This is a genomic window from Sphingomonas pollutisoli, assembly GCF_029167165.1.
GTDB lineage: Bacteria > Pseudomonadota > Alphaproteobacteria > Sphingomonadales > Sphingomonadaceae > Sphingomonas > Sphingomonas pollutisoli.
In genome coordinates, this window is sequence record NZ_JARFNJ010000005.1 from 289,880 (window position 1) to 315,050 (window position 25,171).

A 25,171-nucleotide genomic window follows, 5' to 3' on the forward strand; every position below is an offset into this window, starting at 1 on the left:
AATCACCTTCTAGGGAGCTTTTCTCATGCGTACCATTCTTTCCAAGATCGCCGCCGTTTCGCTCGTCGCCGCCGCTGCGGTTTCGCTGTCGGCTTGCGGCAAGACCGAGACCCCCGTCGACAACACCACCGTCACGGACCTGAACTCGACCGAGAGCACCGACACGATGTCGGACAACATGACCGCGGTCGACGGCACGATGGCCGACAACGGCGCGATGATGTCGAACGAAGCATCGAACGCGATGTAATCACCGGTAAAACGGTGATGCTTGAGGGCCGTCCGGATCGTCCGGGCGGCCCTTTCGATTCCCGTATGTTTCCCGTCCAAATTCGACGAGACGTTGGTCGCATGCTTAAAAAAGCATTTGGGCTGAAACGCAAAAAGCCGTAATCATGCGAACACGACTGCCATTCAGTGAGAAAAAGATGAAACTGTCCCGTGCGTTAAGCGGATGTGCTGCGATGTATGCGGCGGCGTTTTCCCTGCCCGCCCAGGCACAGTTCTTTTTCACCCCCCACGACATGACCGCGCCGCCGATCACCGGCAGCGAGCCGCGCTATGCGACCGATTTCCCCGGCGCGACGCCGGTCGAGGTGCGTTCGGCGCTGGTTTGGCAGATGCGCGCGGCGCTCAACGTGGCCGCGCTGCAATGCCAGTTCGAGCCGACGCTGATGTCGGTGCCCAATTACAACGCGATCCTGTTCAACCATAAGGACGAGATCAAAAAGTCCTACGACACGCTGACCAAATATTTCATCCGCATCAACAAGACGGTTCGCGCCGGGCAGAACGCGCTCGATCATTTCGACACGCGCAATTATTCGACCTTCACCACCGTTGATGCGCAATATGGCTTCTGTCAGACCGCCGCCCGGATCGCGCTGCGCGCGGCGATCGCGCCGCGCGGACAGTTCAGCAAGATCGCGCTCGAGGAAACCGGCACGCTGCGCAACGCGCTCGTATATTGGGGCGACCAGCGCTTCCCGCGCCACCCCTCGCTGATCGCCGCATCGCGCGTTCCCAATCTCGACCCGCAATGCTGGGGCAAGAAGGGCGAATGGGTCGAGAAGAAATGCGGCCCGATGGACATGAGCCTCGCCAGCAACACCATCGGCACACGCTGACCGCCCGATCCGTTCGCCCTGAACGCACCGAGGGCAGACGGCGGACGGTTCAGCTACCGCAACGTCGCCCAGGTCGGCGCATGGTCGCTGGCCTTCTCACGCCCGCGATACGCCTTGTCGACACCGGCATCGACGAGCCGGTCGGCGGCGATCGGCGAAAGCAGCAGATGGTCGATGCGGAACCCCGCGTCGCGCTGCCACGCCCCCGCCTGATAATCCCAGAAGGTCCACACCCCGCCCTTGGGATGGCGGGTGCGCAGCGCGTCGGTCCAGCCTTGCGCGACCAGGGCGCGGAAGCCCGCCCGACTCTCCGGCTGCATCAGCGCATCATCCGCCATCGCGCGCACCGAATAGGTGTCGTCGTCATTGGGGATGACGTTGTAATCGCCCGCCAGCACCACCGCCCGCTCCTCGGCAAGCAGCGCACGCGCGCGCGCCGCGAGCCGGTCGATCCAGCGTAGCTTATAGTCGAACTTGGGGCCGGGCTGCGGGTTGCCGTTGGGCAGATACAGCGAGGCGATGACGACGCCGTCCACCTCGGCTTCGAGATAGCGGCTGTGATCGTCCTCGGTCTCACCCGCCAGCCCACGCTGACGCTCGAGCGGATCGGCGCCTTTCGCGAGCACCGCGACGCCGTTCCAGCTCTTCTGGCCGTGCCACACCGCACCATAACCGGCGGCGCGGATTTCGGCGATCGGAAAGGTCTCGTCGCTCGCCTTGAGTTCCTGGAGGCAGACCACGTCGGGCTGCTGCTCGGCGAGATATTCGAGCAGACGCGGCAGGCGCGCCTTGATCCCGTTGACGTTGTAGGTGACGATCTTCACGTGCGCGGGGCGTCAGATCGAGAAGCTGGCGCCGCAGCCGCAGCCCGAGGCCGCCTGCGGGTTGGTCACGCGGAACGCCGCGCCGCCGAGCTCCTCGACGTAATCCACCGCCGCACCACGCACCAGATCGATGCTTACCGAATCGACTACCAAGCGTACCGCGCCATTCTCCGCGACGGTATCGTCGCTTTCAACGGCATCCGCGAAACCGAACTTATACTGGAAGCCAGAACAGCCGCCACCATCGACAGACAGCCGCAGGATCGCCGGTTTGCCCTGTTTGGCGGCGATCGTCGCGACACGGGCGGCGGCGGAGTCGGTGAGGGCGATTTCGGGAGCGAGCGTGGCCATGCGCCTCAGATAAGCGGTGGCCCGGCCAACGGCAACCGCCCCCGACCGCAAAGCGAAGGGCGCCGGTCTCGCTACCGACGCCCTGCGCGGACTGGAAAGCGGGCGGCCCGCCTCAGTCGGTGGATTCGTCCGCCGCGGGGCCGACGCCGACCGGGATCGTCTTGATCGAACGGTCCTGCGCGGCGAGCAGATAATCGGCGTTCTGGAGGAATGGGACCGGATTGACCGCATGCCCGTCGATGCGGACCTCATAGTGAAGATGCGGGCCGGTCGAGCGACCGGTCGACCCGATCAGCGCGATCAACTGGCCGCGATGGACACGGGTGTTGGCGGGCACGAGAATCTTCGAGAGGTGGCCGTAGCGCGTCTGGATGCCCTTGCCGTGGTCGATCTCGACCATGTTGCCGTAACCGCCGGCGCGCTCGGCGCGATCGACATAGCCATCGGCGGTGGCATAGACCGGGGTACCGATCGGGCCGGGGATGTCGACGCCCGCGTGCATCGCCGCGGTGCCGCGGAACGGATCGGAGCGGATGCCGAAATTGCTGGTGTAGGCGAGATGCTCGACCGGCTGGACCGAGGGGATGGCGATCAGGCCATGATCGACCGTATCGAGTTTCTTCCACGTCTGGAACAGCGAGCGGAATTGTACGTCGGCGCGCATGTCGGCGGCGGCATCGGCGCTGTCGGCGGCGCGGGCGACACCGCATGCGGAGAAGCACATCGCAACGCCGGCGACACCCGCCAGCATCGTGAAGGCTTTATCTGCGACGGACTTCCGGGCGGTGAAGAAAGACCCGAGACGCGCGATGAGGTGCGCGCCAGACATAGTGGTAAGTTTGTTCATCTGTCCCCGGCGACCGTTATGCGTATGCCGGAAGACGACGGCACCCGCCCCATGTGTCCGGCTCGCAGCCCCTCCACGTCCGGACGCACAACACCTGCCCTGCTTTGTTATGCGGTAGCAAGCGCCTGATAGTAATCACGCGTCAAACCGGCTGCGTCGCGCGCCGAGTCGTTGAACGGCGGTTTCAGTTCCCCGCGAAAATGCCGCGAAAGCAGCTCTTTCCAATAAGGTTCGGGGGCTATGCCACGCTCGGCGCAACCGGATTCGAACCATTTGGTTCCCATCCTGACGTGGCGAATCTCATCGGCGAAGATCCGGCGAAGGATCGCTGCGGTAGCGCTATCGCCGGCGGCATTGGCGCGCGCGATCATGTCGGGCGTTACGTCGAGGCCGCGCGCCTCCAGCACCATCGGCACGATCGCGAGCCGCGCGAGCGGATCGGCCGCGGTTTCGAGCGCAGCTTCCCACAATCCTTCGTGCGCGGGCAGCGCGCCGTAGCGGCTGCCGAGCGCGCGCAGGCGGCGGTCGATCAGCGCGAAGTGCATCGCCTCGTCGGCGCCGACCGCGAGCCAGTCGGTCGTGAACTCGGGCGCGAAGCGCGCGCCGAACCGGCCGGCCATGTCGAAGGCGAGATCGATCGCGACGAACTCGATATGGGCGAGCGCGTGCAGCAGGGCGATCCGGCCGTGCAGCGAGCCCTTGCCGCGCCTCGGCATCCGATTGGGGGCGAGCAGTTTGGGTTCGGCCGGGCGGGCGGGCCGATCGGGCATCGCGCCGCCATCCACGCTTGCGAATTGGCCGCGCCGCCACCCGCGCGCGGTGGCACGCGCGCGCTTGACCTTGGCCGCTGGATCGGCGGTCTCCAACACCTCCCGGATCGCGGCGGAGACGCTCGGCAGGGTCACCCCAGCGCCCGCGCCGCCGCCAGCACCTGCTCGGCATGGCCCGCGACGCGCACCTTGCGCCACGCCTGCGCGAGCGTGCCGTCGGCGGCGAACAGGAAGGTCGCGCGTTCGACGCCCATATAGGTGCGACCGTACATGCTCTTTTCGACCCACACGCCGAACGCCTCCATCACGACATGCGCCTCGTCGCTGGCGAGCGGCACGGTCAGATCGTATTTGGCGGCGAACTTGGCGTGCTTTGCGGGCGTGTCCGGCGAGACGCCGAGCAGCTCGACGCCGGCGGCGCGAAAGTCGGGCAAGAGCGCGCTGAAGTCCTGCGCTTCGCGGGTGCAGCCGGTGGTGTCGTCCTTGGGATAGAAATAGAGCACGAACGGCGCGCCGACCTTGTCGCGCAGCCGCAGCACCGCGCCGTCCGCGCCGGCCAGTTCGAGATCGGGAAGCGCATCGCCCTGTTCAATCGCCATCATCGTCTCCTGTCGCCACGCTGGCCAGACATGCGACGACCTCCTGCCGGGTCGCGGCGAAGCTGGCAACCACCGCATCCCAATCCGCCATGCCGAGCGCGCGGGCGATCAGTGCCTGGGTCGGCGGCGGCGGCGTTTCCGCATCGGGCGCGACCAGCCGGAGCGTCACGATCAGGCGGGTGAGGAACTGTTCGGCCGCGATCAGCCCGGCCGGGGCGAGCCCCTGCCCCACCAACGCGGCGATGGCACGGCCGAGATCGGTATCGAAGCCGGTACGCCCGGTGAGTTGGAGGATGTGGACCGCGAATTCCAGATCGACGAGGCCGCCGGGGAGCAGCTTGGCGTCGAGCGGACCGGTCGGCGGCTTGTGCTTGGCCATTTCGGCGCGCATGCCACGCGCCTCAGCCGCCACGTCGCGCTCGGGCCGCTCGCCGCGCAGCACCGCGTCGATCACCGCCGTCACCGCGCCGCGCGCTTGCGGCGAGCCGAACACCGGCCGCGCGCGGGTGAGCGCCATATGCTCCCATGTCCACGCGCTCTCGCGCTGATAGCGCGCGAAGCCGTCGAGCGAGACGCTGAGCGGCCCCTGCGTCCCCGACGGGCGCAGCCGCGTGTCGACATCGTAGAGCGGCCCGAACGCGGTCGCGGCGGACAGCGCGCTCGTCACGCGCTGCGCGAGGCGATTGTAGTAGAGGACCGCGCCGAGCGGCTTGGGGCCGTCGGATTCGGCGCGGTAATCGCCGGTGAAGAGATAGACGAGGTCGAGATCGGACGCATGGGTAAGCACGCTTCCCCCGAGCCGGCCGAACGCGAGGATGACCAGTTCGCTTGCCGGCACCGCGCCATGCGCGGCGATGAACTCGGCGATGGTCGCCCCCGCCAGCACCTCGATCGCGGCCTCGGCGACGCGCGCATAGCCGGCCCCCACCTCCAGCGGATCGCTGACGCCCGCGACGATCTGCGTGCCGAGCGCGAACCGCTTTTCACCGACGATGCGGCGGACATGATCGAGACGCGCCTGATAATCGCTGCCGCCGCGCATTTCGGCGGCGAGCGCGGCGACATCGCCGACAGGACCGAGCGCGCTCGCGTCGATCAGCCCGTCGATCAGTTCGGGCCTGCGCGCCAGCGCATCCGCGAGCGTGGACGCATGACTGAGGATCAGCGCGAGCAGCCGCGCAAGCGCGGGACGCGCCTCCAGCAAGCGGAAGAAGTTGATTGCACTCGACAGGTGCGAGAGCATCGTGTCGAGCCGCGCGATCGCGACGCCGGGATCGGGTGCGCGGCCCAGCGCCTCGATCAGCCCCGGCAGCACCGCCTCCAGCGCCGAACGCGCGGCTTCGCTGCGCAGCGCCGGATAGGTGCCCGCGCGCCATTGCCCGATCGCCCGCGCCGCCGCGGCCGGATCGACGAAACCGGCAGTGGCCAGTTGCGCGGCGAGGTGCTCGGCATCGAACGACATCGCATTGCCCTCGGGTGGGTCGAGCGCGTCGTAGCTGGCACCGACGCGCGCGACATGGGGGCGTAGCAGCGCGAGCAGCGCCGCCCCGTCGCCGAGGCCGTGCAGGCGCGCGAGCGCGTCCAGCGCATCGCCTTGCGGCAAGTGATGTGTCTGACGATCCTCGACCATCTGGACGCGATGCTCGATCGTGCGCAGCAGGACGTAAGCCTCCGACAGCGTCGTTGCCTCGTCCCGGCCGATCCGGCCGGCGTTCGCGAGCGCGGCCAGCGCATCGCGCGTCGCCGGCGCGCGCAACGCGGGATCGCGCCCACCGTGGATCAACTGGTGAATCTGCGCGAAGAATTCGATCTCGCGAATGCCGCCGCGCCCGCGCTTGAGATCAAAGCCCGCGCCGAACGCCTGCCCGCGCGCATGATGATCGCGGATGCGGCGCGAGATGCCGCGAATCTCCCCGATCGTGCCGAAATCGAGCGCGCGCCGCCAGATGAACGGCTGGATCGCGCCGAGAAAACGCGCCCCGAGCGCGACGTCGCCCGCAGCCGCGCGTGCGCGGATGAAGGCGGCGCGCTCCCACGGAAGCGCGAGCGATTCGTAATAGGAGATCGCGGCATCGACGGGCAGCGCGATCGGCGTCGCTTCGGGCGACGGGCGCAGCCGCAGATCGACGCGCAGCACATAGCCGTCGCCGTCGCGCGCCTGGAGCAGTTCGACCACGCGCCGCGCGATGCGCACCGCCGCCTCGCCGACATCCTCGCGCGGGCGGCACGGCAGCGTTGCGGGATCGAAGATCAGAATCGGATCGATATCGGACGAATAATTGAGTTCGCGGCTCCCCTGTTTGCCGAGCGCGATGGCCGCGAAGCCGCGCGGCTCGGCCTCGGGCGTGCGTTCGGCGATGGCCGCGCGGATCGCGGCGTCGAGCGCGCGATCGGCGAAATCGCTCAGCGCGTGGGTCACCCCCGTGAGATCATAGACGCCGGCGAGATCGGCGATCGCGACAATCAGCGCGAGCCGTCGCCGCTCGCGGCGCAGCCGGGTCGCGATCGGCAGGCCGGTTTCGGGCACCGCGACCGCATCGAGCGCCGGGAGCACGCCTGCGGCGAACTGCTCGGCGAGATCGGGTTCGCGCTGCAGCGACAGCGCCAGATACGGCGCATATGCGCGCGCACGCCCGAGCGCATCGATGACGTTGGAGGCTCGAACCGTGTCCTGCATGTTACGCCATCGGTTTCGTGTTGCCGTTTCGTGGCGGAAAGCAACAAATTCGCTGTTGATTGGTTTTTATCGTCATGGCGATGAAGTCAAACCATACCACAGGGACCGCGACGCCGATGCGCTTCGCCATCCCGACCCCGCGCCGCAGCGACGCGATCAGCGGCGCGCTTCGCTGCGCGTTCGAAGCGCCCGCCGACGAGCGCGACTTCATCATGCTGCTTCATCATATCGATCATGCCGACGAGATGATGCGGCGGATCTGAACGAACGGCCGCCCGTCGGTCAGGCGTCGCGATCGCGGCTCAGATCGTCGACCTCGCCCATGATCGTGTCAAGCGCGGTCATGCCGGGTTCGTTGCTGTGGGTGCGGCGCGACGGCAAGCTATTGTCGCTCATCAGCGCCTCGAGCGCGACGCGGCCGCGCGCGACGCGGCTCTTGATCGTGCCGACCGCGACGCCGCAGATTTCGGCCGCTTCCTCATAAGCGAAGCCACCCGCGCCGACCAGGATCAGCGCCTCTCGTTGCGGCTGCGGCAGATGCAGCAACGCGCGCTGCATGTCGCCGAGCTCGACGTGGCGATCCTGGCTCGCGGGCGCGGCGAGAATCCGGTCGGCGACGAGATCGTCCCACTCGCCCTTGAAGCGCGCGCGGCGCATCTGCGAGAGATAAAGGTTGCGCAGGATGATGAAGGTCCAGGCGCGCATGTTGGTGCCCGCCTGAAAACGCTGGCGCGCCGCCCACGCCTTCATCAGCGTTTCCTGCACCAGATCGTCGGCGAGATCGCGGCTGCCCGACAGCGAGCGACCAAACGCGCGCAGATGCGGGATCACTTGTGCGAGCTGCGCCTTGAAGTCCTTATCGGAGAGCGCGACGTGCTCCACCGCGGCGGGGGCTTCCTCGTCATCGGTATCGCGAGCGTCAGTCATCAACATCCGTTTCCATTCCCGGTACACAACATGGTGATGGGGGCGTGCAAAGTCCATCCACTGTTCAGGCGCCGATCCCGCACGGAACTGGCCCTAACGACCGCCCCATAGCAGAACGATCGCAAACAGCACGATGACAAGAATCAAGGATATACCCAGAACATAGCGCGTGACGTGCGGGGTCGCCCCACTGCGCGCCTCGGTTCCACTGATCTCGGTGGGGTCTTCTTCCTGGGCCATGCGGGTTTCAACCGACGAAAACCGTTTTGGCTCCGTACTGGTTGGAACCCGCGTAAAAAAATCAGGCCGGTACGGTCGCCGAATCGAAGAACAGCGCCTGGCTGATCGCCGCCTTCACCGTCGAGCGCTGGAACGGCTTGGTGATGAGGAAGGTCGGCTCGGGCCGTTCACCGGTCAGCAGCCGCTCGGGGAAGGCGGTGATGAAGATCACCGGAACCGAGAACTCGGCGAGAATGTCCTTCACCGCGTCGATGCCGGAGCTGTCGTCGGCGAGCTGGATGTCGGCGAGAACAAGGCCGGGGCGATCCTCCATCGCGAGCGCCACCGCTTCGTCACGCGTTACCGCGACGCCGGTGACGTCGTGGCCGAGATCGCGCACGATCGTCTCGATATCCATCGCGATGATCGGCTCGTCCTCGATGATGAGGACGCGGCTGCGGGTTTGCTTCTCGATTTCGGTGAGCGCCTCGGCGACGAGTGCCTCGACCTCATTGACATCGACGTCGATCAGATAAGCGGCGTCCTCGGGCGTGAAGCCCTCCATCGCCGTGAGCAACAGCGCCTGGCGCGACAGGGGCGTCATCCGCGCGAGGCGCGCGCGGGCGATCGCCTCGGCATCGGCCTGCGGATCGACATTCGCCTCGTCGGCGGCCTCGTCATAATTCGCCGAGGTCCAGATCGCCTGGAACATGCGGTACAACCCGAGCCGCGGATCGACATCGCGGGGGAATTCGGCCGGCGCGGCGACGATCGCCTCGAGCGTGGCGCGCACGTAGCGATCGCCCTGCGCCTGGCTGCCGGTCAGTGCGCGCCCATAACGCCGGAGGAAAGGGAGATGGGGTGCGAGCTGTTGTCCTAGCGACATGACTGTCGTTGTCCTCCGTGAGATAAGGCCGCCCCTTCTGGAAGCGCGGGGTCGGCAATGCAACGCGAAACGGGCGGAAAACGACGCCCCGGCTTTTTCGCATCGCAGGTGGAACAATCAAAGCGCTCTTTGGTTTCATTGCCGCTACACGACGTGTACTAACCACCGCTTCCAGCCGAAAACCGGCTGGCCATGTTTCGAAAACCCGGCGTTGCCGGATGCCAAAGGGGACGACATTGCGTTCGGGCGACGAGTCTTCAAAAAAGCCGCCGGCCGCGCGTGCGAAGGTACAAAGCAAGGATCGCGACATGGGCGCGGCCCTTCGCAGCGTATATGAGAAAACGGTCGAAGAAACGATCCCGCCCGAGATGCTCGATCTTCTGGGCAAGCTCGACTGACGTCATGGACCAGGAAGCCGGCGCATCCGCGGCCAGTCCGACGGAGCAGCGCCGCCTCGCCGAGCGTCTCCCGACCGGGGCCAAGGTCTTTCTGATCCTGAGCGCAGCGCTGCTGCCGCTCGCGATCATTGCCTTCTTCGCTTCGCTGCGCACCACCCAGATCGCCGACGACAGCACGCGTGCGGCGCTTCGGATCGCGTCGGTCGAGAGCGCGCGCAAGGTCGGCATCGAACTGATCGGTGACATGACGGCACTTCGGGTCGCGCTCAACGCGCTCGACACCGACGCCGCCGACGCGCCGAGCTGCGCGCGCGCGCAGGGCGTGTTCGCACCGCAGGTGGCGAGCGGGTCGCGTTTCGTGATCTCGGATGCGAAAGGCCGCCCGATCTGCGGCGCCGCCCTGCCCGACGACATTTCCGTCAAACCCTCACGCGCCGAGCCGATCGCCGCGCGGGTGATTCCCGGGCGCGGCGTCACGCTGGCGATCTCGGGGGCGACCTCGGGCAATCGCGGCCGCACGCATGCGGAGGCGTTCTTCCCGGCATCCTTCCTCGCGCGCACCGCCAAGCCGAGCGCCTTCGCACCGGACTATGAGGCGCAGATCCTCGGCGGCGGGGAGACGTTGACGCTGTTCGATCTGCCGCCGCGCGAAGCACTCGAACGGCGCGGCACGCTCCGCATCGATCTCGGCATCGGCGACCTCGTCTTGCAGACGCGCGCGCGCAGCGCTCCGATCACCTCGCCGGTGCTGATCGCGATGCTGCTGCCGATCGTGATGTGGGCCGCCGCCGCCGGCATCGCCTGGCTGGTGGTCGATCGCCTGCTGATCCGCCCATTGCGCAGCCTGCGCGCCAGCGTCGCCTCGTTCACCCCCGGCGAGGAGATCAACCCCGACGCGATCACGCTGCTGCCCGCGCAGGAGATCCGCGAACTGGGCGACACGTTCCGCGCCATCAGCCGCACCGTGGCCGAGCATGAGGCGGGGCTGGCCGAAGGATTGGTGCGCCAGACCAAGCTGACCCGCGAGGTGCATCACCGCGTAAAGAACAACCTTCAGGTGATCTCGAGCCTCATCAACTTCCACGCGCGCGGCGCGCGCAGCGCGGAGGCGACCGCCGCCTATGCGTCGATCCAGCGCCGCGTCGATGCGCTGGCGGTGGTGCATCGCCACCATTTCGCCGAACTGGAGGTCAATCGCGGCCTGTCGCTGCGTTCGGTGATCGGCGAACTCGCCTCGAACATCCGCGCGACGGCACCGGAGGGAGCGACCAAGCTCAGCATCGCGATCGAGATCGCGCCGGTGCTGGCGACGCAGGACATCGCCATCGCGATATCCTTCCTCGTCACCGAGATCGTCGAGCTGTCGATGACGTCGAACCCGTCGGCGCCGATCCGCATCTCGGTGCGCGAGGGCGATACGCCCGACCGCGCGATCCTGCGCGTCGTGTCGCCGGGCCTGATCGACGGCGACGCGTTGCAGACGCTGATCGCCGAACGCTATGGCCGCGTGATCGAGGGCCTGTCGCGTCAGTTGCGATCGAAGCTGCATTACGATCCCTTCGTCGGCGCTTATGAGATCGCGGTCGCGATTACCGGCCGCGACTGATCGGCTTGCGAAGAGCGCGAACAAAACCCTTTTAATGAATCGCTTTTTTCTCGGCGCCCCCGGAACCCGATCTGACAAGCGACGTTCTACACCTCGGATAGCGACTTTATGCCCCCCCGCTCTCGCTATCCAAGACACGGGTCTGGAAGCGCCACCCTCCCCCCCCGGTGGCGCTTCCAGACCCACAATCGTTTTGGGGCATTGACCTTTTGATACTGATGGCACGCCGCCCAAATCGTTCTTCTCACGGAACGGACGGTGCCGCCGATCATTATCCAAACGGAAGGTGTTTTCTTCCAGAGGTCAGGAGATACTCAAATGCGTAAGCTCGTCGGATTGGCGCTGGTCGCCGGTGCATTGCTCGTCAGCGCCTGCAACACGGTCGAAGGCGCAGGCAAGGACGTCAGCTCGGCGGGTGACGCCGTCGCCAAGACCGCACACGACACGAAGTAAGTTTCGCCCCGTGCCGCCGGACGGTTTCGCGATCCTTGATCGGCGAAACCGGTCCGGATTGGCTGGGACTATCGTCCGCGCGCAAGCGGACGAATACGGACCGCGCGCGGCGGGACGCGCCGAGAGCTCCCGCCCCCGCTAGAACCCGTCGGGCAAATCGATCTGCCCCACCCACTCGCGATAGCGCGAGGCCGCGTAACGATCGGTCATCCCCGCGATGAAATCCGCGATGTGGCGGCTGCGCCACGGCTCTTCCGCAGGCAACCGCGTCGCCCATTCCGCGGGCATCAGATCGGGCGCGTCGCGATAGGCGGCGAACAGCCCGGCGACGATCTTCTCAGCGGCGTCCGCCGCTTCGAGCTGGCGCGGATGATAATAGAGATTTGCGTACATGAAGCGCTTGAGATCGCGCTCCTCCTCACGCAGTTTGGGCGAGAACGCCGCGAGGCAGCGCCCCACCGCGCGCACATCCGCGGCGCTCTCGACGCGATGTTCGGCAACGAGGCGCTGGGTCTCGGCGATCAGGTCGTTGACCATCACGCCGATCTGGCTGCGGATCAGCTCGCCCGTCAGCCGCGCGGGCGCGACATCCTCGAACCGCGCGCAGGCCCCGGCCCAGTTGCGCGCCACCAGCGGCACCTCCAGCAACTGATCGAGCGTGAGCAGCCCGGCGCGCAGGCCGTCATCGATATCGTGATTGTCATAGGCGATATCGTCGGCGATCGCGGCGACCTGCGCCTCGAGCGACGACCATTGGCCCAATTCGAGCGGGAACATCGCATCAGCCTCGGCGAGTGCCCAGCCCGGACGGGTGATCGGCCCATTGTGCTTGGCCAACCCCTCCAGCGTCTCCCACGAGAGATTGAGGCCCCGCCAGCGCGGATAGGGGCTGTCGATCCACATCAGCGCGCGCAAGGTGTTGCCATTATGGTCGAACCCGCCCGCCTCCGCGAGCGCGGCGCTCAGCGCCTTCTCACCCGCATGGCCGAACGGAGGATGGCCGATATCGTGCGCGAGCGCGAGCGCCTCGGTGAGATCCTCGTTGAGGCCGAGCACGCGCGCGATCGTCCGCGCGATCTGCGCGACTTCGAGGCTGTGCGTCAGGCGGACGCGGAAATGGTCGCCGTCGGGCGCCATGAACACCTGGGTCTTGTGGCGCAACCGGCGGAAACTGATCGAATGGATGATGCGGTCGCGGTCGCGCTGGAACGCGTCGCGCGGGCCGCGCAGATCGCCACCCGCTTCGGAGTGGAGCCGGCCACGGCTGTGCGCCGGGTCCGAAGCGAGGAAGGCGAGCGGCTGCGCCCCGACGCGCATGCTCATTTGGCGGGCAGCTTGCTGATCTTCTGGCCGGCATCGCTCGTGAAGAGGAAGCCCGACAGCCCTTCCTTCGCGAGCTTGTTGACGAACGCCTGCGCCTCCGATTCCGACGCGAACGGGCCGGTCAGGATCCGGTTGGTGGCGCGGAGCGGGGTCGACCAGCCTTGCCGCCCCTTGAACACTGCCGGCTGATCGGCACGCAGCTTGTTCCACTGCTTAGGCAGATCGTGCTCATTGGCGCCGCCCGAGACCTGCACCCAGACACGCGAGGGTTCGAGGATCTTGGGGTCTCTCTTTTTCGCCTCGGCGAGCTTCTTGGCCTCGGCGGCCTTTTTCGCGTCAGCGGCTTTCTTGGCGTCGGCAAGCTTTTTCGCGTCCGCCGCCTTCTTGGCGTCGGCGGCCGCTTTGAGCTCGGCGGCCTTGGCGTCGGCTTTCTTCTTGGCTTCGGCCTTTTCGTCGATCACCGGCGCGTCGGGCTTTTTGTGGACCGGCTCGACCTTGGCGATCTCGACCGGCGCGGCCCTCGCCGGTTCGGCGGTCGTGATCGGTGCGGGCGCGGGCCTCACGAGAGGAGCGACGCCGAGTTCGGCGCCCGGTACGCCGATCTTCGCAACGATACCCGACAGGATCGCGTCCTCCCCTTGCGCCTTTACGGCGTTGACCGACGCGCTACGGGCGGCCTGGACCGGCGCCGGCGTTGTCACCGCCGGAGCCGGGGTGGCTGGACTAAGCGCGCGGGGACTGGCGGTGGCGGGCGTCGGCACGGCGGTCACGCTCGCCCCGGCGGCGGGTTGCGTACGCGCGCTGCTCGTCGATGCGCCTGCTGGCGTGGCATCCACACGCGTCACGGCTTCGGCGGGCGGCGTGGCCGGCACGTAAACCGGCGCCGGCGCACGCGGGGCCGGTACCGTCGCGGACGGGAGCGGCTGGGGCTGCAACGGCGCGAGCGGCATCACGCGCCCGCCCGCCGGCCGCACCGGCTGGTACGAATGCGTCTCGATCGCGCGCGCCGGTGGCGCGGTGACCGACCGGGTCTCGGTCGCCGGCACGGTCTGGGCCGTCGCGGCGGCGGACGCACGGTTGGCCTGGGCGACCGCGCTGTTACCGGATGAATATGTGTTCTGCGTATAGGTGTTCGGCCGATACGGGCTCGGCGTGTAAGCGCGCGGCGTCGGCAGCGGCTGCACGTAATAGCCGTTTTGCGCGGTCGCGGTGCCGCGCGCCGCCGTCGAATCGACATAGGCGGGGGGAGCCGGCAACGGCAGCGCCACGGGCGGGGGCGCCGTCTGTACCGCGAGCTGGACCGGCTCGCGACGGCCGCGCTTGCGCTTGGCCGGCTTGGCCGGGCTGGCCTCCTCGACACGTGTGGGCTTCTCGCGTGCCTTGGCGGCGGCCGCCAGCTCGACCGCATCGGGGTCCGGGCCGAGCGGCGGCAACGCGGGGACGAGGCGCGCGTCGGCGATCCGCACCGGTGACGGGCGAATCTCGCCGAAATGGACCGCGAAAGCGCGATCGACCGGCGACAGCGCGGCGAGGCGATCGAAGAACGGCTGCAGCCCTTGCGAAAGGCCGGCCGGCATCATCGTGGTCGCGATCTTCTCGGCATCGGCCTTCTCGCCGCTCATCGCGAGGATGAAGGCCCGCGCGCGCCACGCGCCGCGGTCGCTCTTGCGCAGCAGCGGATCGAGCAAGGCGAGCGCCTCGTCGCGCTTGCCCGAAATACCGAGCGACAGCGCGTAGCGGCGGGTCGTCTCGTCGTTCGGGCCGTTCTTGAGCGCGAGGCGATAGTCGCGCTGCGCGCGCTCCTGCTCACCGATCAGATCGAAGGCGAGGGCGCGATCGGCCGCGAAGGTGGCGACGCGGCCGCCATAGCCTTCGGCTTCCGAAAAGCGACGCAGCGCCTCGCCGGGGCGCTCGGCCTGCACCAGCAGCACGCCCAGCCCCGCCTTGATGCGCGCATTGTGCGGATCGATTCGCTCGGCGCGCGCGAAGAAGCTGGCGGCGGCGGTGGGATCGTCGAGCTTGAGCGTGAGTTCGCCAGCGCGGATCAGGGCGTTGAGGTCTTGCGGGTTGGACGCGAGCGCGCGCACCTGATCGGCGAGCGCATCGGCATCGCCGGGCGCGGGCAGCGGCTGGATGAACTGCGCGGCGAGCGGCGAGGTGGACGCGAGCGCAAGCGCCAGCGCGAAGGAACGGAATCGTCGCACGCGGGCAGTGCCGGTCATCATTTTCACGCGAATTGCACCATTTGCTCCGTTCGTCCCGAGCGCACCCGGGGACGTGCCCAAGCGCCATGCCCGGCGTCCCGACTCGCTCGACACGAACCGCTGGCAAAGCGCAATTGGAAACAAGCCGCACCTAAGCGCAAATGCGACTGAACAGGAGCTGTATTGCGACGATCCGGTTCGCGCGGACGACGCGGCACGCCGGCAAGGGCGCGCCGCGCGTCACATCACTGATTGTTCTGACGGTGCAGGAAGCGCGGAATCTCGACGGCGTCCTTGTCGGCACCTTCGTCCTCGCGCGCCGCGCCGCGCGACACGCTCGACATGCGCTCGAACAGCGTGCCGCCGAGCTTCACACGCGGTGCCGGCGGGGTCGGCTCGGTCGCGGCCACCTCGGGCGCATTGCCCGACGAGAGCCAGCGGCGACGGCCCTGAGCCTCGGTGGGCTCGCCCGCGTCGTCGCCGAACACCAACGGCGCGGCGGGTGCCGGTGCGGGCGTCGATGGGACTTGGGTGTCGCTGCCGAGGATGAGTTCATCGGCTTCTGCCGGCGCGGGCGCCGGCGCTTCGGTCCGCGGTGTCGGCGTTTCGGCGCGCGGCGCCGGCTCGACGGGAGCGGGCGCCGGCTCTGGCGCGGCGGCGACCGGCTCGGCCGCGCGGGTCGATCCGAAGCTGAACGAGCGCGACGCAGGTGCCGGTGGCGCGGTCTGCGCCTCGGCTTCGATGCCGGTGGCGACGACCGAGACGCGGATCTTGCCTTCGAGTTCGGGATTGAACGCCGAACCCCAGATGATGTTGGCGTCCTCATCGACCAGCTCGCGAATGTGGTTCGCGGCCTCGTCGACTTCGAGCAGGCGCATGTCGTCGCCGCCGGTGATCGAAACGATCACACCCTTGGCGCCCTTCATGCTGACGCCGTCGAGCAGCGGGTTGGCGATCGCCTTCGATGCGGCCTCGATCGCGCGGTTGTCGCCCTCGGCCTCGCCGGTGCCCATCATCGCCTTGCCCATCTCCTGCATCACCGAGCGAACGTCGGCGAAGTCGAGGTTGATGAGGCCGGGCATCACCATCAGATCGGTGATGCCGCGTACGCCCTGCTGGAGCACTTCGTCGGCCATCTCGAACGCCTGTTTGAACGTGGTGTTCGCATTGGCGACGAGGAACAGATTCTGGTTGGGGATGACGATCAGCGTATCGACGTACTTCTGGAGTTCCTCGATGCCTGCGTCGGCGCTCTTGGCGCGGCGGTTGCCCTCGAACGCGAACGGTTTGGTGACGACGCCGACGGTCAGGATGCCCATGTCGCGCGCGGCCTTGGCGATGACGGGCGCGGCACCCGTGCCGGTGCCGCCGCCCATGCCGGCGGCGATGAAGCACATATGCGAACCCTGGAGCAGCTTGGCGACCTGGTCGATCGTTTCCTCAGCCGCCGCGCGGCCGATCTCGGGCCGGGAGCCCGCGCCGAGGCCTTGGGTGATCTTCGCGCCAAGCTGAATCTTGGTCTCCGCGCTGGACTGTTTCAGCGCCTGCGAATCCGTATTCGCGACGAAGAAATCGACGCCCTGCACATCGGCGCGCATCATGTTGGCGATGGCGTTGCCGCCAGCCCCGCCGACGCCGATCACCGCGATCCGCGGCGTGAGTTCATCCACTTCGGGCGCAAGAAATTCGATACTCATTCTACGGTCTCCTGCGCGCCTCCCCACAACACTTGGCACGCTATACGCTTAACTATCCTGCACCATCGAATGCTGCGGTTCCAGCCCGAATGCTGCGCGGAGTCGCAATTCTTTAATAATTCGCCCGCGCCGCCGCCATCATCCGGCGGAAGATCGCGAAGCCCTTGGGACGATGCACCGTCTGGTGCCCGCGCGGCAAAGCGCGCAAATCGACCGGATCGGACGCGGCATAGAAAGCGAGGCCCGCGAGCGTCGCGAACGCCGGCCCGGAATGCGCTTCCGGCAGCGCCGACAGGCCGCGCGGGCGACCGACGCGCACCGAACGGCCGAGCGCGGCCTGGGCATAATCGGCGATGCCGTTCAGTTCGGCGCCGCCGCCGGTCAGCACGACCTGCCGCCCGACCGGACCTTCGAACTTCAGCTCGACCAACGCCTTGCGCACCTCGCCGATGAGATGATCGAGCCGCTGGCGGATCACGCCGATGAGCTGCGCGCGGGTGATGCGCGTGCCGTCGCCCTGTCCGTCCTCGGACGAGATCGGCGCGACGTCGATCATCTCGTGATTGTCCCGAGGCGACGCGTTGGCCGAGCCGTGGACGCACTTCATCCGCTCGGCGTGAGCGCGGCGCGTGCCGAACGCGGAGGCGATGTCATCGGTGATGTCGGCCGCGCCGATCGGGATCGAGGTCAGCCCGACCAGCATCCCGCCCGCGAACAGCGAGACGTTGGTGATGCCGGCGCCCAGCTCGACCAGCGCGACGCCAAGCTCGCGCTCTTCATCGGAGAGGCAGGCGAGCCCGGTCGCCACCGGCGAGGCGATGATCGACTTCACCTCCAGATGCGCGTTGGCGACGCACAGCCCGAGGTTGCGCACCGGCGACCCGTCCGCCGCGACAACGTGGATATGCACGCCGAGCCGGTCGGCATGCAGCCCGAGCGGGCGCTTGACGCCGGTCAGCCCGTCGAGCGTGTAAAGCGCGGGCTGCGCGTGCAGCACGATCCGCCCGGCTGGGTCGATCGAATCGCGGCCTGCTTGCAGCAGTGCGTCGATATCGGCCTGCTCGACACGGTGCCCGCCAAGTTCGAATTCGACCGAGGCGACATCGGAGACGAGGCCGCCCGCCGAGAAGCTGACCCAGACATTCTCGATATTGGTGCCGGCGATCCGCTCGGCCTGCTCGACCGCCTCGCGCACCGCCGCCTCGGTCGCGGCCGCGTCGGCGATATAGCCGCGTTTGACGCCACGGCTCTCGCGCTGGCCGGTGCCGAGCACGATCAGCTCACCGCCGTCGCCCTTCTGCGCGATCATCGCCGAAACCTTCGACGAGCCGATGTCGAGGGCGGTAATCAGTCCTTCCGGTGCGATCTTCGCCATACGCTGTACCCCTGCTTGCCCCAACTAGCCTTGCGCGAACGGTAGCGCGGCCGCCCTCGCTTCGGTAGCATTCGATTTCGGCTTGGCCGGCTGCGCGATGGCGGGTGTCGGCAGCGCACCGCCGGCGGTATCGCCTGGCTTGCGTGCCACCAGCCGCGCCGGATCGCGCATGTCGAAGCCGACCCAGCCCTTGCCGAGCAGCGGCTGGACGCCGTCCATCTGCGCGAATTTCACCAGGGCACGCGCGGCGGCATCATCGCCTTCGGGCAATTCGAGCGTCTCGCCGCTGTCGAAGGTCAGGTTCCAGCGCCGGTTGCCGACCCAGGTCGCCGCCTTGACCTGCGGGCGCAGCGCCGGCGCGGCGGCGAGCAGATGATCGTACGACTCCTGCTGTTCGTTGGCATGATCGCCGACCACGAGCGGCAGATCGGGCATCGCATCGGGCTGCACCGGCTCGAGATAGGTGCCGTTGGCCGCGATCAGCGCGAGCTGGCCCTTGTTCTGCCAGACCGCGGCGGGCGTGCGCTCGACGATCTGGACCAGCAAGGTATCGGGCAGGCGGCGCGAGACGTGCGCATCCTCGATCCAGCCGCTGTGCGCGACCAGCCGCTCGCGGGTCTTTTCGAGATCGACCAGCGGCATCGCCAGCGAGGGCTGTTCGAGCGCGATCTTGTAGATCGTGTTCTGGTCCATCCGCGCGAGCCCGGTGATCTGGACGTTGTTGACGCGGAAGCCCGCCTCGCCGATCCCCTCGCCCACCGCCGTGCCGACCGCGCCGGGGATGCCCATCCACACGCCCATCGCCATCACGCCGCCGCACACGATCGCGACGATCGTCCAGGTCGCGATGCGGGTGAGCGTCGCCTCGCTGACCGGCAGCGCGGCGATGATCCGGTCGATGATCGAGACCTTGGGCGCCTTGCGGCGCTTCTGCTGGACTGGGCGGCGCGGAGTACCGCGTTTGATGGTCTTGCTGGTCACGGCGCGGCGCCCGCAAGGGCTTCGTCGACGATCGCCTCGACGAGATCGGCGTAGCTCATGCCGATGTGGCGCGCCTGTTCGGGGACGAGGCTGAGCGGCGTCATGCCGGGTTGGGTGTTGACTTCGAGCAGGAACAGCCCGTCGACGCCACGCTCGTCGTCCCAGCGGAAATCGGAGCGCGACGCGCCCTTGCAGCCGAGCACGCGGTGCGCTTCGAGCGCGATTCGCTTGCAGGCGTCGGCCACGTCATCGGGGATCTGCGCGGGGCAGATATGTTCGGTCAGGCCCTCGGTATATTTCGCGTCGAAATCATACCAGCCGTTCTTGGGTCGCAGCTCGGTGACGCCGAGCGCCTGCCCGCCCAGCACCGCCGTCGTCAGTTCCCGGCCACGAATGTACGGCTCGGCGAGCAGTTCCTCGAACTCGGTCCACGGGCCGGCGACATCGCGGCCGATCGGATTGCCGTAATTGCCCTCCGCCGTGACGATCGCGACACCGACCGACGAGCCTTCGTTGACGGGCTTGAGCACATACGGGCGCGGCAGCGGATCGGCATCGTACAGCGTCTCCGACTTGACGATGCGCCCGCCGGGCATCGGGATGCCGGCGGGGACGAGCAGCAGCTTGGTGAGTTGCTTGTCGATCGCGATCACCGAGGTGGCGAGTCCGCTGTGGGTATATTTCAGCCCCATCAGATCGAGCATGCCTTGCACCGATCCGTCCTCGCCCGGCGTACCGTGGAGCGCGTTGAAGACGATGTCGGGCCGTGCGGCGGCGAGCTTCGCCGCCACGTCGCGGTCCATGTCGATCCGCGTGACGCGGTGGCCGCGCGATTCGAGCGCGTCGGCGACGCCGGTGCCGGACATCAGCGAGACCTCGCGCTCGGCCGACCAGCCGCCCATGAGGACGGCGATGTGGAGGGGGGCGGTCATGCACGCGTCTCCACATCCGTCATCCCAGCGCAAGCTGGGATCTCTCGCGACAGACGCGCTACACGCACAACGAGATGCCAGCTTCCGCTGGCATGACGGTGGTTGGCGCCGCTCACTTGGCCACCCCCACCCGCTGTATTTCCCACTCCAGCGTCACGCCCGAATGCGCCTTCACCCGTTCGATCACCTCGTCCCCCAACGCTTCGATGTCGCTGCTCGTCGCCTCGCCGAGGTTGAGCAGGAAGTTGCAATGTTTCTCGCTCACCTGCGCGTCGCCGTGGCGCAGGCCGCGACAGCCGGCGGCGTCGATCAATTCCCACGCCTTATGGCCGGGCGGGTTCTTGAACGTCGAGCCCCCCGTCTTCGACCGCAACGGCTGCGACGCCTCGCGCGCTGCGGCGATGCGCAGCATCTCGCCCTGGATCACGGCGGTTTGCTCGGGGTGGCCCCGGAAGGTCGCGCTCACCACGATCGCCCCTTCGGGCAGCGCGCTATGGCGATAGGTGTAGCCGAGATCCTTGAGCGCCAGCGTGGCGCGCTCGCCCGAGCGCAGCACCACGTCACACGCGACGAGGATGTCCTTGACCTCGCGGCCATAAGCGCCGCCATTCATCCGCACGAACCCGCCGACCGTGCCAGGGATCGAGCGCAGGAACTCGATACCGCCGATGCCGGCGTCGCGCGCCTTGGACGAGACGAGGATGCCCGACGCGCCGCCGCCGCAGCGCAAGCTGGTCGCGTCGATCTGCTCGACGGTCGCGAACGGCTTGCCGAGCCGCACGACCACGCCGGGCCAGCCGCCATCGCGGACGATGAGGTTCGACCCGAGCCCGAGCGCCATCACCGGCACCTTGGGATCGAGCGCGCGCAGGAACGCGGCGAGATCGTCGGCATCCTGCGGCTCGAACAGCCACTCGGCCGGGCCGCCGGTCTTGAACCAGACGAGGGGGGCGAGCGGAGCGCCGGGGGTGAGTTGGCCGCGCACTTCGGGGAGTGTGTTCGGCGCGGACACGACGGTCATCGCCTGTCACCTCCCCACCCGTTCGTGCTGAGCGAAGTCGAAGCACGTGCCCCAAGTGCTGCGCCCGTGGCACGCCCTTCGACTTCGCTCAGGGCGAACGGCATGGGTGTGGCGCACCGCGCGCAAACACCCGTTCCCCCGCGCACGCGGGGGTCCAGAGCCACCAGCGTGGCGCTAGCCGGTGTTGAACTCGCGATTCCGCTCATGCCCGCGCGGCCTTGATCGCGGGGGCGAGACCCGCCGCCCATTTGGTGATGTCGCCAGCCCCAAGGCACACCACCATGTCGCCCGGCTGCACCACGCCGGCAAGCGTGCGTGCGAGGGTATCGGCGTCGGCGATCGTCGCGGCCGAGCGGTGGCCGCGCCGCTTGAGCCCCTCGACCAAAGCGTTGGCATCGACACCTTCGATCGGCGCCTCGCCGGCCGCATAGACCGGCGCGACATAGACCATGTCGGCGTCGTTGAACGCGCCCTGGAACTCTTCCATCAGATTGCCGAGCCGTGAATAGCGGTGCGGCTGCACCACTGCGATCACGCGGTTCTGAACGCCTTCGCGCGCTGCCGCCAGCACCGCGCGGATTTCGACCGGATGGTGGCCGTAATCATCGATCACCGTCACCCCGCCGGTCTCGCCGACCTTGGTGAAGCGCCGCTTGACGCCGTGGAACTTGGCGAAGCCCTGCTGGATCGTGGCATCGTCGATGCCAAGCTCGAGCGCCACGCCGATCGCGGCGAGCGCGTTCTGGACGTTGTGGCGGCCGGGCATCGGCAGTTCGATCCCCTCGATCGAGCGCGTGGTGCCGTCGCGCTGGCGCACGATCGTCTCGAAGCGGTTGCCGCCGGGGATCGGCGTCACGTTGACCCCGCGCACGTCGGCCTGGGTCGAGAAGCCGTAGGTGACGATGCGACGATCCCGCACACGCGGCAGGATGCCCTGCACTTCGGGGTGATCGAGACACAGCAAGGCGGCGCCGTAGAAGGGCACGTTCTCGACGAACTCGACAAAGGCGTCCTTGACCTTGTCGAACGATCCATAGTGATCGAGATGTTCGGGATCGATGTTGGTGACGACCGCGATCGTGCCGTCGAGCCGCAGGAAGCTGCCGTCGCTCTCGTCGGCCTCGACCACCATCCAGTCGCTCGCGCCCAGCCGCGCGTTCGAGCCGTAGCTGTTGATGATGCCGCCGTTGATGACGGTCGGATCGACACCGCCGGCATCGAGCAAAGCCGCGACCATCGAGGTGGTGGTTGTCTTGCCGTGCGTGCCCGCCACCGCGACGGTCGATTTGAGCCGCATCAGCTCGGCGAGCATCTCGGCGCGGCGCACCACGGGAACGCGGTTGGCGAGCGCCGCCTCGACCTCGGGGTTGCCGCGCTTGATCGCGGTCGACGTGACGATCACCGCCGCGTCGCCGAGATTCTCGGCCTTGTGGCCGATCGCGACGGGGATGCCCTTGGCGCGCAGTCCTTCGACGACATAGCTCTCGGCCACGTCGGAGCCTTGCACGTTATAACCGAGGTTCTTCATCACCTCGGCGATGCCGGACATGCCGATGCCGCCGATGCCGACGAAATGGATCGTGCCGATGTCGGTCGCGACGCCCCTCATGCGAACGCCGCCTTGTCGCGGAACGCGGCGGGGAGCGGTACGCCGATCGGCAGGTCGCCCTTGGTCTCGCCGAGGCTCTCGACCAGATCGGCGAGGTCACGCGCGGCATCGGGCCTTCCGCAGCCGCGGGCACGCGCCGCTGCGTTCTGGAGCGCGGCGGGATCGAGCCCGAGCCGCTGCATCTGCTTGGCGAGTTCGACCGGCGTGAACGCGCGCTGGTCGATCGTGCGCGCGCCGCCCGCCAGCGTCATTTCACGCGCGTTGACGGTCTGGTGATCGTCGGTCGCGCTCGGCAAGGGCACGAGGATCGCGGGGCGACCGGCGCAGGTCAGTTCGGCCAGCGTCGAGGCGCCCGCGCGCGCGATGACGAGGTGCGACCACGCGAGATGCTCGGGCAGATCGGGCAGATAGGTGGCGAGATCGGCGGCGATGTCGAGTTCCTTATATTTGGCGCGGCACGCCTCGATATCCTCGACGCGCGCCTGGTGAGTCACTTGCAGGCGGCGGCGGAAGCTGACCGGGAGCATCGCCAGCCCCTCGGGCACGACCTTGCTCAGCACGCTCGCGCCCTGGCTGCCGCCGGTCACCAGCACGCGGAAGATGCCGTCCTCCTCCAGCAGCGGATAGGGTTTGGCGCGGATCGCGATCACCGAATCGCGCACCGGATTACCGACGAGATGGGTCTTGTCGCTCAGGCTCTCCTTGAGCCGCTCGACCTTGGCGTAGGAGGTCGCGATCGCATCGACCTTGCCCGCGACCAGCCGGTTGACCCGGCCGAGCACCGCGTTCTGCTCGTGGATCGCGGTCGGGATCTTCTGGTTGAACGCGGCGAGCAGCGCGGGCAGCGCCGGATACCCGCCGAAGCCGATCACAGCGGCGGGGCGGAAGGTCTTGTACAGCTCGATCGCCATCGCCCGGCCGCGCCACATCTCCCGCGCGGCGCGGTAATAGCCGAGCGGGCCGCCGCCGAGCCGGCCGGCTGGCAGGATATGCGTCTGGATGCCCTCGAACAGATCGGGGAAGCGCACGCCGCGCTCGTCGCTGACCAAGGCGACATAATGGCCGCGCCGGATCAGCTCGGCGGCGAGCGCCGCCGCGGGGACCATGTGGCCGCCCGTCCCGCCGGCGGCGAGGACGAAATGACGGGGTTTGCTCATACGCCGCTCCATTTGGCGATATACGGGGATCGCAACACGAACGGATTGCGCCGGGTGAACGCCAGCAGCAAGCCCATTCCCGCCGACAAAGCGACGAGCGACGATCCGCCATAGCTGATGAACGGCAAGGTCATGCCCTTCGACGGCGCGAGGCCGGTATTGACCGCCATCGAGATCAACGCCTGAACCCCGAACTGCGTGGCGAGTCCGGCGGCGGCGAACAGGCGGAATTCGTCCAATTCGTCGAGCAGTTTGACGAACACCCGCACCACGATCGCGAAGAACAGCAGCGCGATGATCATGCACGCGATCAACCCGAACTCTTCGCCGATCACCGAGAAGATGTAGTCGGTATGCCCTTCGGGCAGGCGGAACTTCATCGTGCCGCCGGCGGGGCCGGTGCCGCGCCAGCCGCCGTGGGTGATCGTCGCATGCGCGGCGTTGGTCTGGAAATGGTCCGACGCGCCCTCGCCCTCCACGTCCGGGAACAGGAAGGCGTTGATCCGTTTCTGCGCGGTCGCATAGAAAAAGTAGGCCGAGACCAGTCCGGCCGGCGCGAGCGCGATCAGCCCGAGGATCACCTTGGTTGATGTCCCCGAGATCATCAGCAGCGCGAACCATACCCCCACGAACACGATCGTCTGGCCGAAATCGGGCTGCATCATCAGCAGCACGCCGACGAGCGCGGTCAGCGCGCCGGTGATGAACACCACCGGCAGCGCCTCGTCCTGCGCGCGCAGCGACAGGATCCATGCCACCGTGACGATGAAGAAGGGCTTGAGGAACTCGGAGGGCTGGAGCAGCGACACGCCGAGGTTGAGCCAGCGCGTCGCGCCGTTCTTCGACACGCCGATGAAGGGCACCGCGGCGAGCGCAACCAGGAACACGGCGGCGCCGAGCAACGCCAGCCGCCGCGCCACCGCGACCGGCAGCATCGAGATCAGCAGCATCACCGGGATCGACACGCTCACCCAGGCGAGCTGCCACCACAGATAATAGAGCGGCGCGATATGGTGCTTCTCGTCCGAATAGCGCGAGGCGGCCGAGGGCGAGGCCGAACCGACCGCGATCACCCCGACTCCGATCAGCAGCAGCACCAGCAGCAGCAGCACGCGGTCGATATCCCAGAACCACATGCCGAGCCACGACCGGTCCGATCGGCCGCCGCTCCCCTGCATGCGCTTCCAG

General features: G+C 67.8%; 24 protein-coding genes. 6 read left to right on the forward strand and 18 right to left on the reverse strand.

Going from position 1 to position 25,171, the window contains the following annotated elements; all coding sequences use genetic code 11:
- Positions 1-25: 25 nt before the first annotated feature.
- Positions 26-250 (forward strand): hypothetical protein, encoded by a 225-nt coding sequence (locus tag PX554_RS13190; RefSeq protein ID WP_275502412.1) that lies wholly within the window; start codon positions 26-28, stop codon positions 248-250.
- A gap of 178 nt (positions 251-428) precedes the next feature.
- On the forward strand, positions 429-1,127 hold the full coding sequence (locus tag PX554_RS13195; RefSeq protein ID WP_093222397.1) for a hypothetical protein: 699 nt from the start codon (positions 429-431) through the stop codon (positions 1,125-1,127).
- Between the two features lie 53 nt (positions 1,128-1,180).
- Here the strand turns inward: PX554_RS13195 and xth are convergent, their stop codons facing one another.
- The 6 genes from xth to PX554_RS13225 all read right to left on the reverse strand — a co-directional run bounded on the left by xth (position 1,181) and on the right by PX554_RS13225 (position 7,195).
- Positions 1,181-1,951, reverse strand: a complete 771-nt coding sequence (xth, locus tag PX554_RS13200) for an exodeoxyribonuclease III (RefSeq protein ID WP_275502415.1) — start codon at positions 1,949-1,951, stop codon at positions 1,181-1,183.
- Between the two features lie 12 nt (positions 1,952-1,963).
- Complete coding sequence (gene erpA / locus PX554_RS13205) at positions 1,964-2,302, reverse strand: iron-sulfur cluster insertion protein ErpA (protein WP_275502417.1); 339 nt, start codon at positions 2,300-2,302, stop codon at positions 1,964-1,966.
- Positions 2,303-2,414: 112 nt separating this feature from the next.
- Positions 2,415-3,053, reverse strand: coding sequence for a M23 family metallopeptidase (locus tag PX554_RS13210; RefSeq protein WP_275502419.1), 639 nt, complete (start codon positions 3,051-3,053; stop codon positions 2,415-2,417).
- Between the two features lie 203 nt (positions 3,054-3,256).
- The gene (locus PX554_RS13215) at positions 3,257-4,054 is read right to left on the reverse strand and encodes a ferritin-like domain-containing protein (protein ID WP_275502421.1); all 798 of its coding nucleotides are present in this window, start codon (positions 4,052-4,054) and stop codon (positions 3,257-3,259) included.
- A complete protein-coding gene (locus tag PX554_RS13220; RefSeq protein ID WP_275502423.1) occupies positions 4,051-4,521 on the reverse strand; it encodes a peroxiredoxin in 471 nt (156 codons plus the stop codon). Before PX554_RS13220 ends, PX554_RS13215 begins: the two co-directional genes overlap by 4 nt.
- A complete protein-coding gene (locus PX554_RS13225; protein WP_275502424.1) occupies positions 4,508-7,195 on the reverse strand; it encodes a bifunctional [glutamine synthetase] adenylyltransferase/[glutamine synthetase]-adenylyl-L-tyrosine phosphorylase in 2,688 nt (895 codons plus the stop codon). Before PX554_RS13225 ends, PX554_RS13220 begins: the two co-directional genes overlap by 14 nt.
- 116 nt (positions 7,196-7,311) lie before the next feature.
- Here PX554_RS13225 and PX554_RS13230 point away from each other — a divergent pair, with 116 nt between their 5' ends.
- Positions 7,312-7,458 (forward strand): hypothetical protein, encoded by a 147-nt coding sequence (locus tag PX554_RS13230; RefSeq protein ID WP_275502426.1) that lies wholly within the window; start codon positions 7,312-7,314, stop codon positions 7,456-7,458.
- Between the two features lie 19 nt (positions 7,459-7,477).
- Here the strand turns inward: PX554_RS13230 and PX554_RS13235 are convergent, their stop codons facing one another.
- The gene (locus PX554_RS13235) at positions 7,478-8,122 is read right to left on the reverse strand and encodes a sigma-70 family RNA polymerase sigma factor (RefSeq protein WP_093222952.1); all 645 of its coding nucleotides are present in this window, start codon (positions 8,120-8,122) and stop codon (positions 7,478-7,480) included.
- 301 nt (positions 8,123-8,423) lie between these two features.
- A complete protein-coding gene (locus PX554_RS13240; protein WP_093222416.1) occupies positions 8,424-9,227 on the reverse strand; it encodes a response regulator in 804 nt (267 codons plus the stop codon).
- A gap of 236 nt (positions 9,228-9,463) precedes the next feature.
- Between PX554_RS13240 and PX554_RS13245 the strand changes: the two genes are divergently transcribed.
- The 3 genes from PX554_RS13245 (at position 9,464) to PX554_RS13255 (ending at position 11,684) form a co-directional block, all read left to right on the forward strand.
- The gene (locus PX554_RS13245; protein WP_256326105.1) at positions 9,464-9,625 is read left to right on the forward strand and encodes a NepR family anti-sigma factor; all 162 of its coding nucleotides are present in this window, start codon (positions 9,464-9,466) and stop codon (positions 9,623-9,625) included.
- Positions 9,626-9,629: 4 nt separating this feature from the next.
- Positions 9,630-11,231 (forward strand): sensor histidine kinase, encoded by a 1,602-nt coding sequence (locus tag PX554_RS13250; protein ID WP_275502433.1) that lies wholly within the window; start codon positions 9,630-9,632, stop codon positions 11,229-11,231.
- Positions 11,232-11,549: 318 nt separating this feature from the next.
- On the forward strand, positions 11,550-11,684 hold the full coding sequence (locus tag PX554_RS13255) for an entericidin A/B family lipoprotein (protein ID WP_069205119.1): 135 nt from the start codon (positions 11,550-11,552) through the stop codon (positions 11,682-11,684).
- A 138-nt stretch (positions 11,685-11,822) separates the two neighbouring features.
- Here PX554_RS13255 and PX554_RS13260 read toward each other — a convergent pair whose 3' ends face one another.
- The 10 genes from PX554_RS13260 to PX554_RS13305 all read right to left on the reverse strand — a co-directional run bounded on the left by PX554_RS13260 (position 11,823) and on the right by PX554_RS13305 (position 25,161).
- On the reverse strand, positions 11,823-13,007 hold the full coding sequence (locus tag PX554_RS13260; RefSeq protein WP_256326106.1) for a deoxyguanosinetriphosphate triphosphohydrolase: 1,185 nt from the start codon (positions 13,005-13,007) through the stop codon (positions 11,823-11,825).
- A complete protein-coding gene (locus tag PX554_RS13265; RefSeq protein WP_275502673.1) occupies positions 13,004-15,232 on the reverse strand; it encodes an SPOR domain-containing protein in 2,229 nt (742 codons plus the stop codon). The genes PX554_RS13260 and PX554_RS13265 overlap by 4 nt, the downstream gene beginning before the upstream one ends.
- Before the next feature lie 224 nt (positions 15,233-15,456).
- Positions 15,457-16,908, reverse strand: a complete 1,452-nt coding sequence (ftsZ, locus tag PX554_RS13270; protein ID WP_093222429.1) for a cell division protein FtsZ — start codon at positions 16,906-16,908, stop codon at positions 15,457-15,459.
- A 112-nt stretch (positions 16,909-17,020) separates the two neighbouring features.
- Positions 17,021-18,283 (reverse strand): cell division protein FtsA, encoded by a 1,263-nt coding sequence (ftsA, locus tag PX554_RS13275; protein WP_093222431.1) that lies wholly within the window; start codon positions 18,281-18,283, stop codon positions 17,021-17,023.
- Between the two features lie 24 nt (positions 18,284-18,307).
- Positions 18,308-19,264, reverse strand: a complete 957-nt coding sequence (locus PX554_RS13280; RefSeq protein WP_275502441.1) for a cell division protein FtsQ/DivIB — start codon at positions 19,262-19,264, stop codon at positions 18,308-18,310.
- Positions 19,261-20,196, reverse strand: a complete 936-nt coding sequence (locus PX554_RS13285) for a D-alanine--D-alanine ligase (protein WP_275502443.1) — start codon at positions 20,194-20,196, stop codon at positions 19,261-19,263. Before PX554_RS13285 ends, PX554_RS13280 begins: the two co-directional genes overlap by 4 nt.
- Positions 20,197-20,308: 112 nt before the next feature.
- Positions 20,309-21,217, reverse strand: a complete 909-nt coding sequence (gene murB, locus PX554_RS13290) for a UDP-N-acetylmuramate dehydrogenase (RefSeq protein ID WP_275502444.1) — start codon at positions 21,215-21,217, stop codon at positions 20,309-20,311.
- A gap of 202 nt (positions 21,218-21,419) precedes the next feature.
- Positions 21,420-22,826: a UDP-N-acetylmuramate--L-alanine ligase gene (gene murC / locus PX554_RS13295; protein ID WP_275502446.1), complete on the reverse strand. Its 1,407-nt coding sequence runs from the start codon at positions 22,824-22,826 to the stop codon at positions 21,420-21,422.
- Positions 22,823-23,983, reverse strand: a complete 1,161-nt coding sequence (murG, locus tag PX554_RS13300; protein ID WP_275502448.1) for an undecaprenyldiphospho-muramoylpentapeptide beta-N-acetylglucosaminyltransferase — start codon at positions 23,981-23,983, stop codon at positions 22,823-22,825. Before murG ends, murC begins: the two co-directional genes overlap by 4 nt.
- Complete coding sequence (locus PX554_RS13305) at positions 23,980-25,161, reverse strand: peptidoglycan glycosyltransferase FtsW (RefSeq protein WP_093222954.1); 1,182 nt, start codon at positions 25,159-25,161, stop codon at positions 23,980-23,982. The genes murG and PX554_RS13305 overlap by 4 nt, the downstream gene beginning before the upstream one ends.
- Between the last annotated feature and the right edge of the window lie 10 nt (positions 25,162-25,171).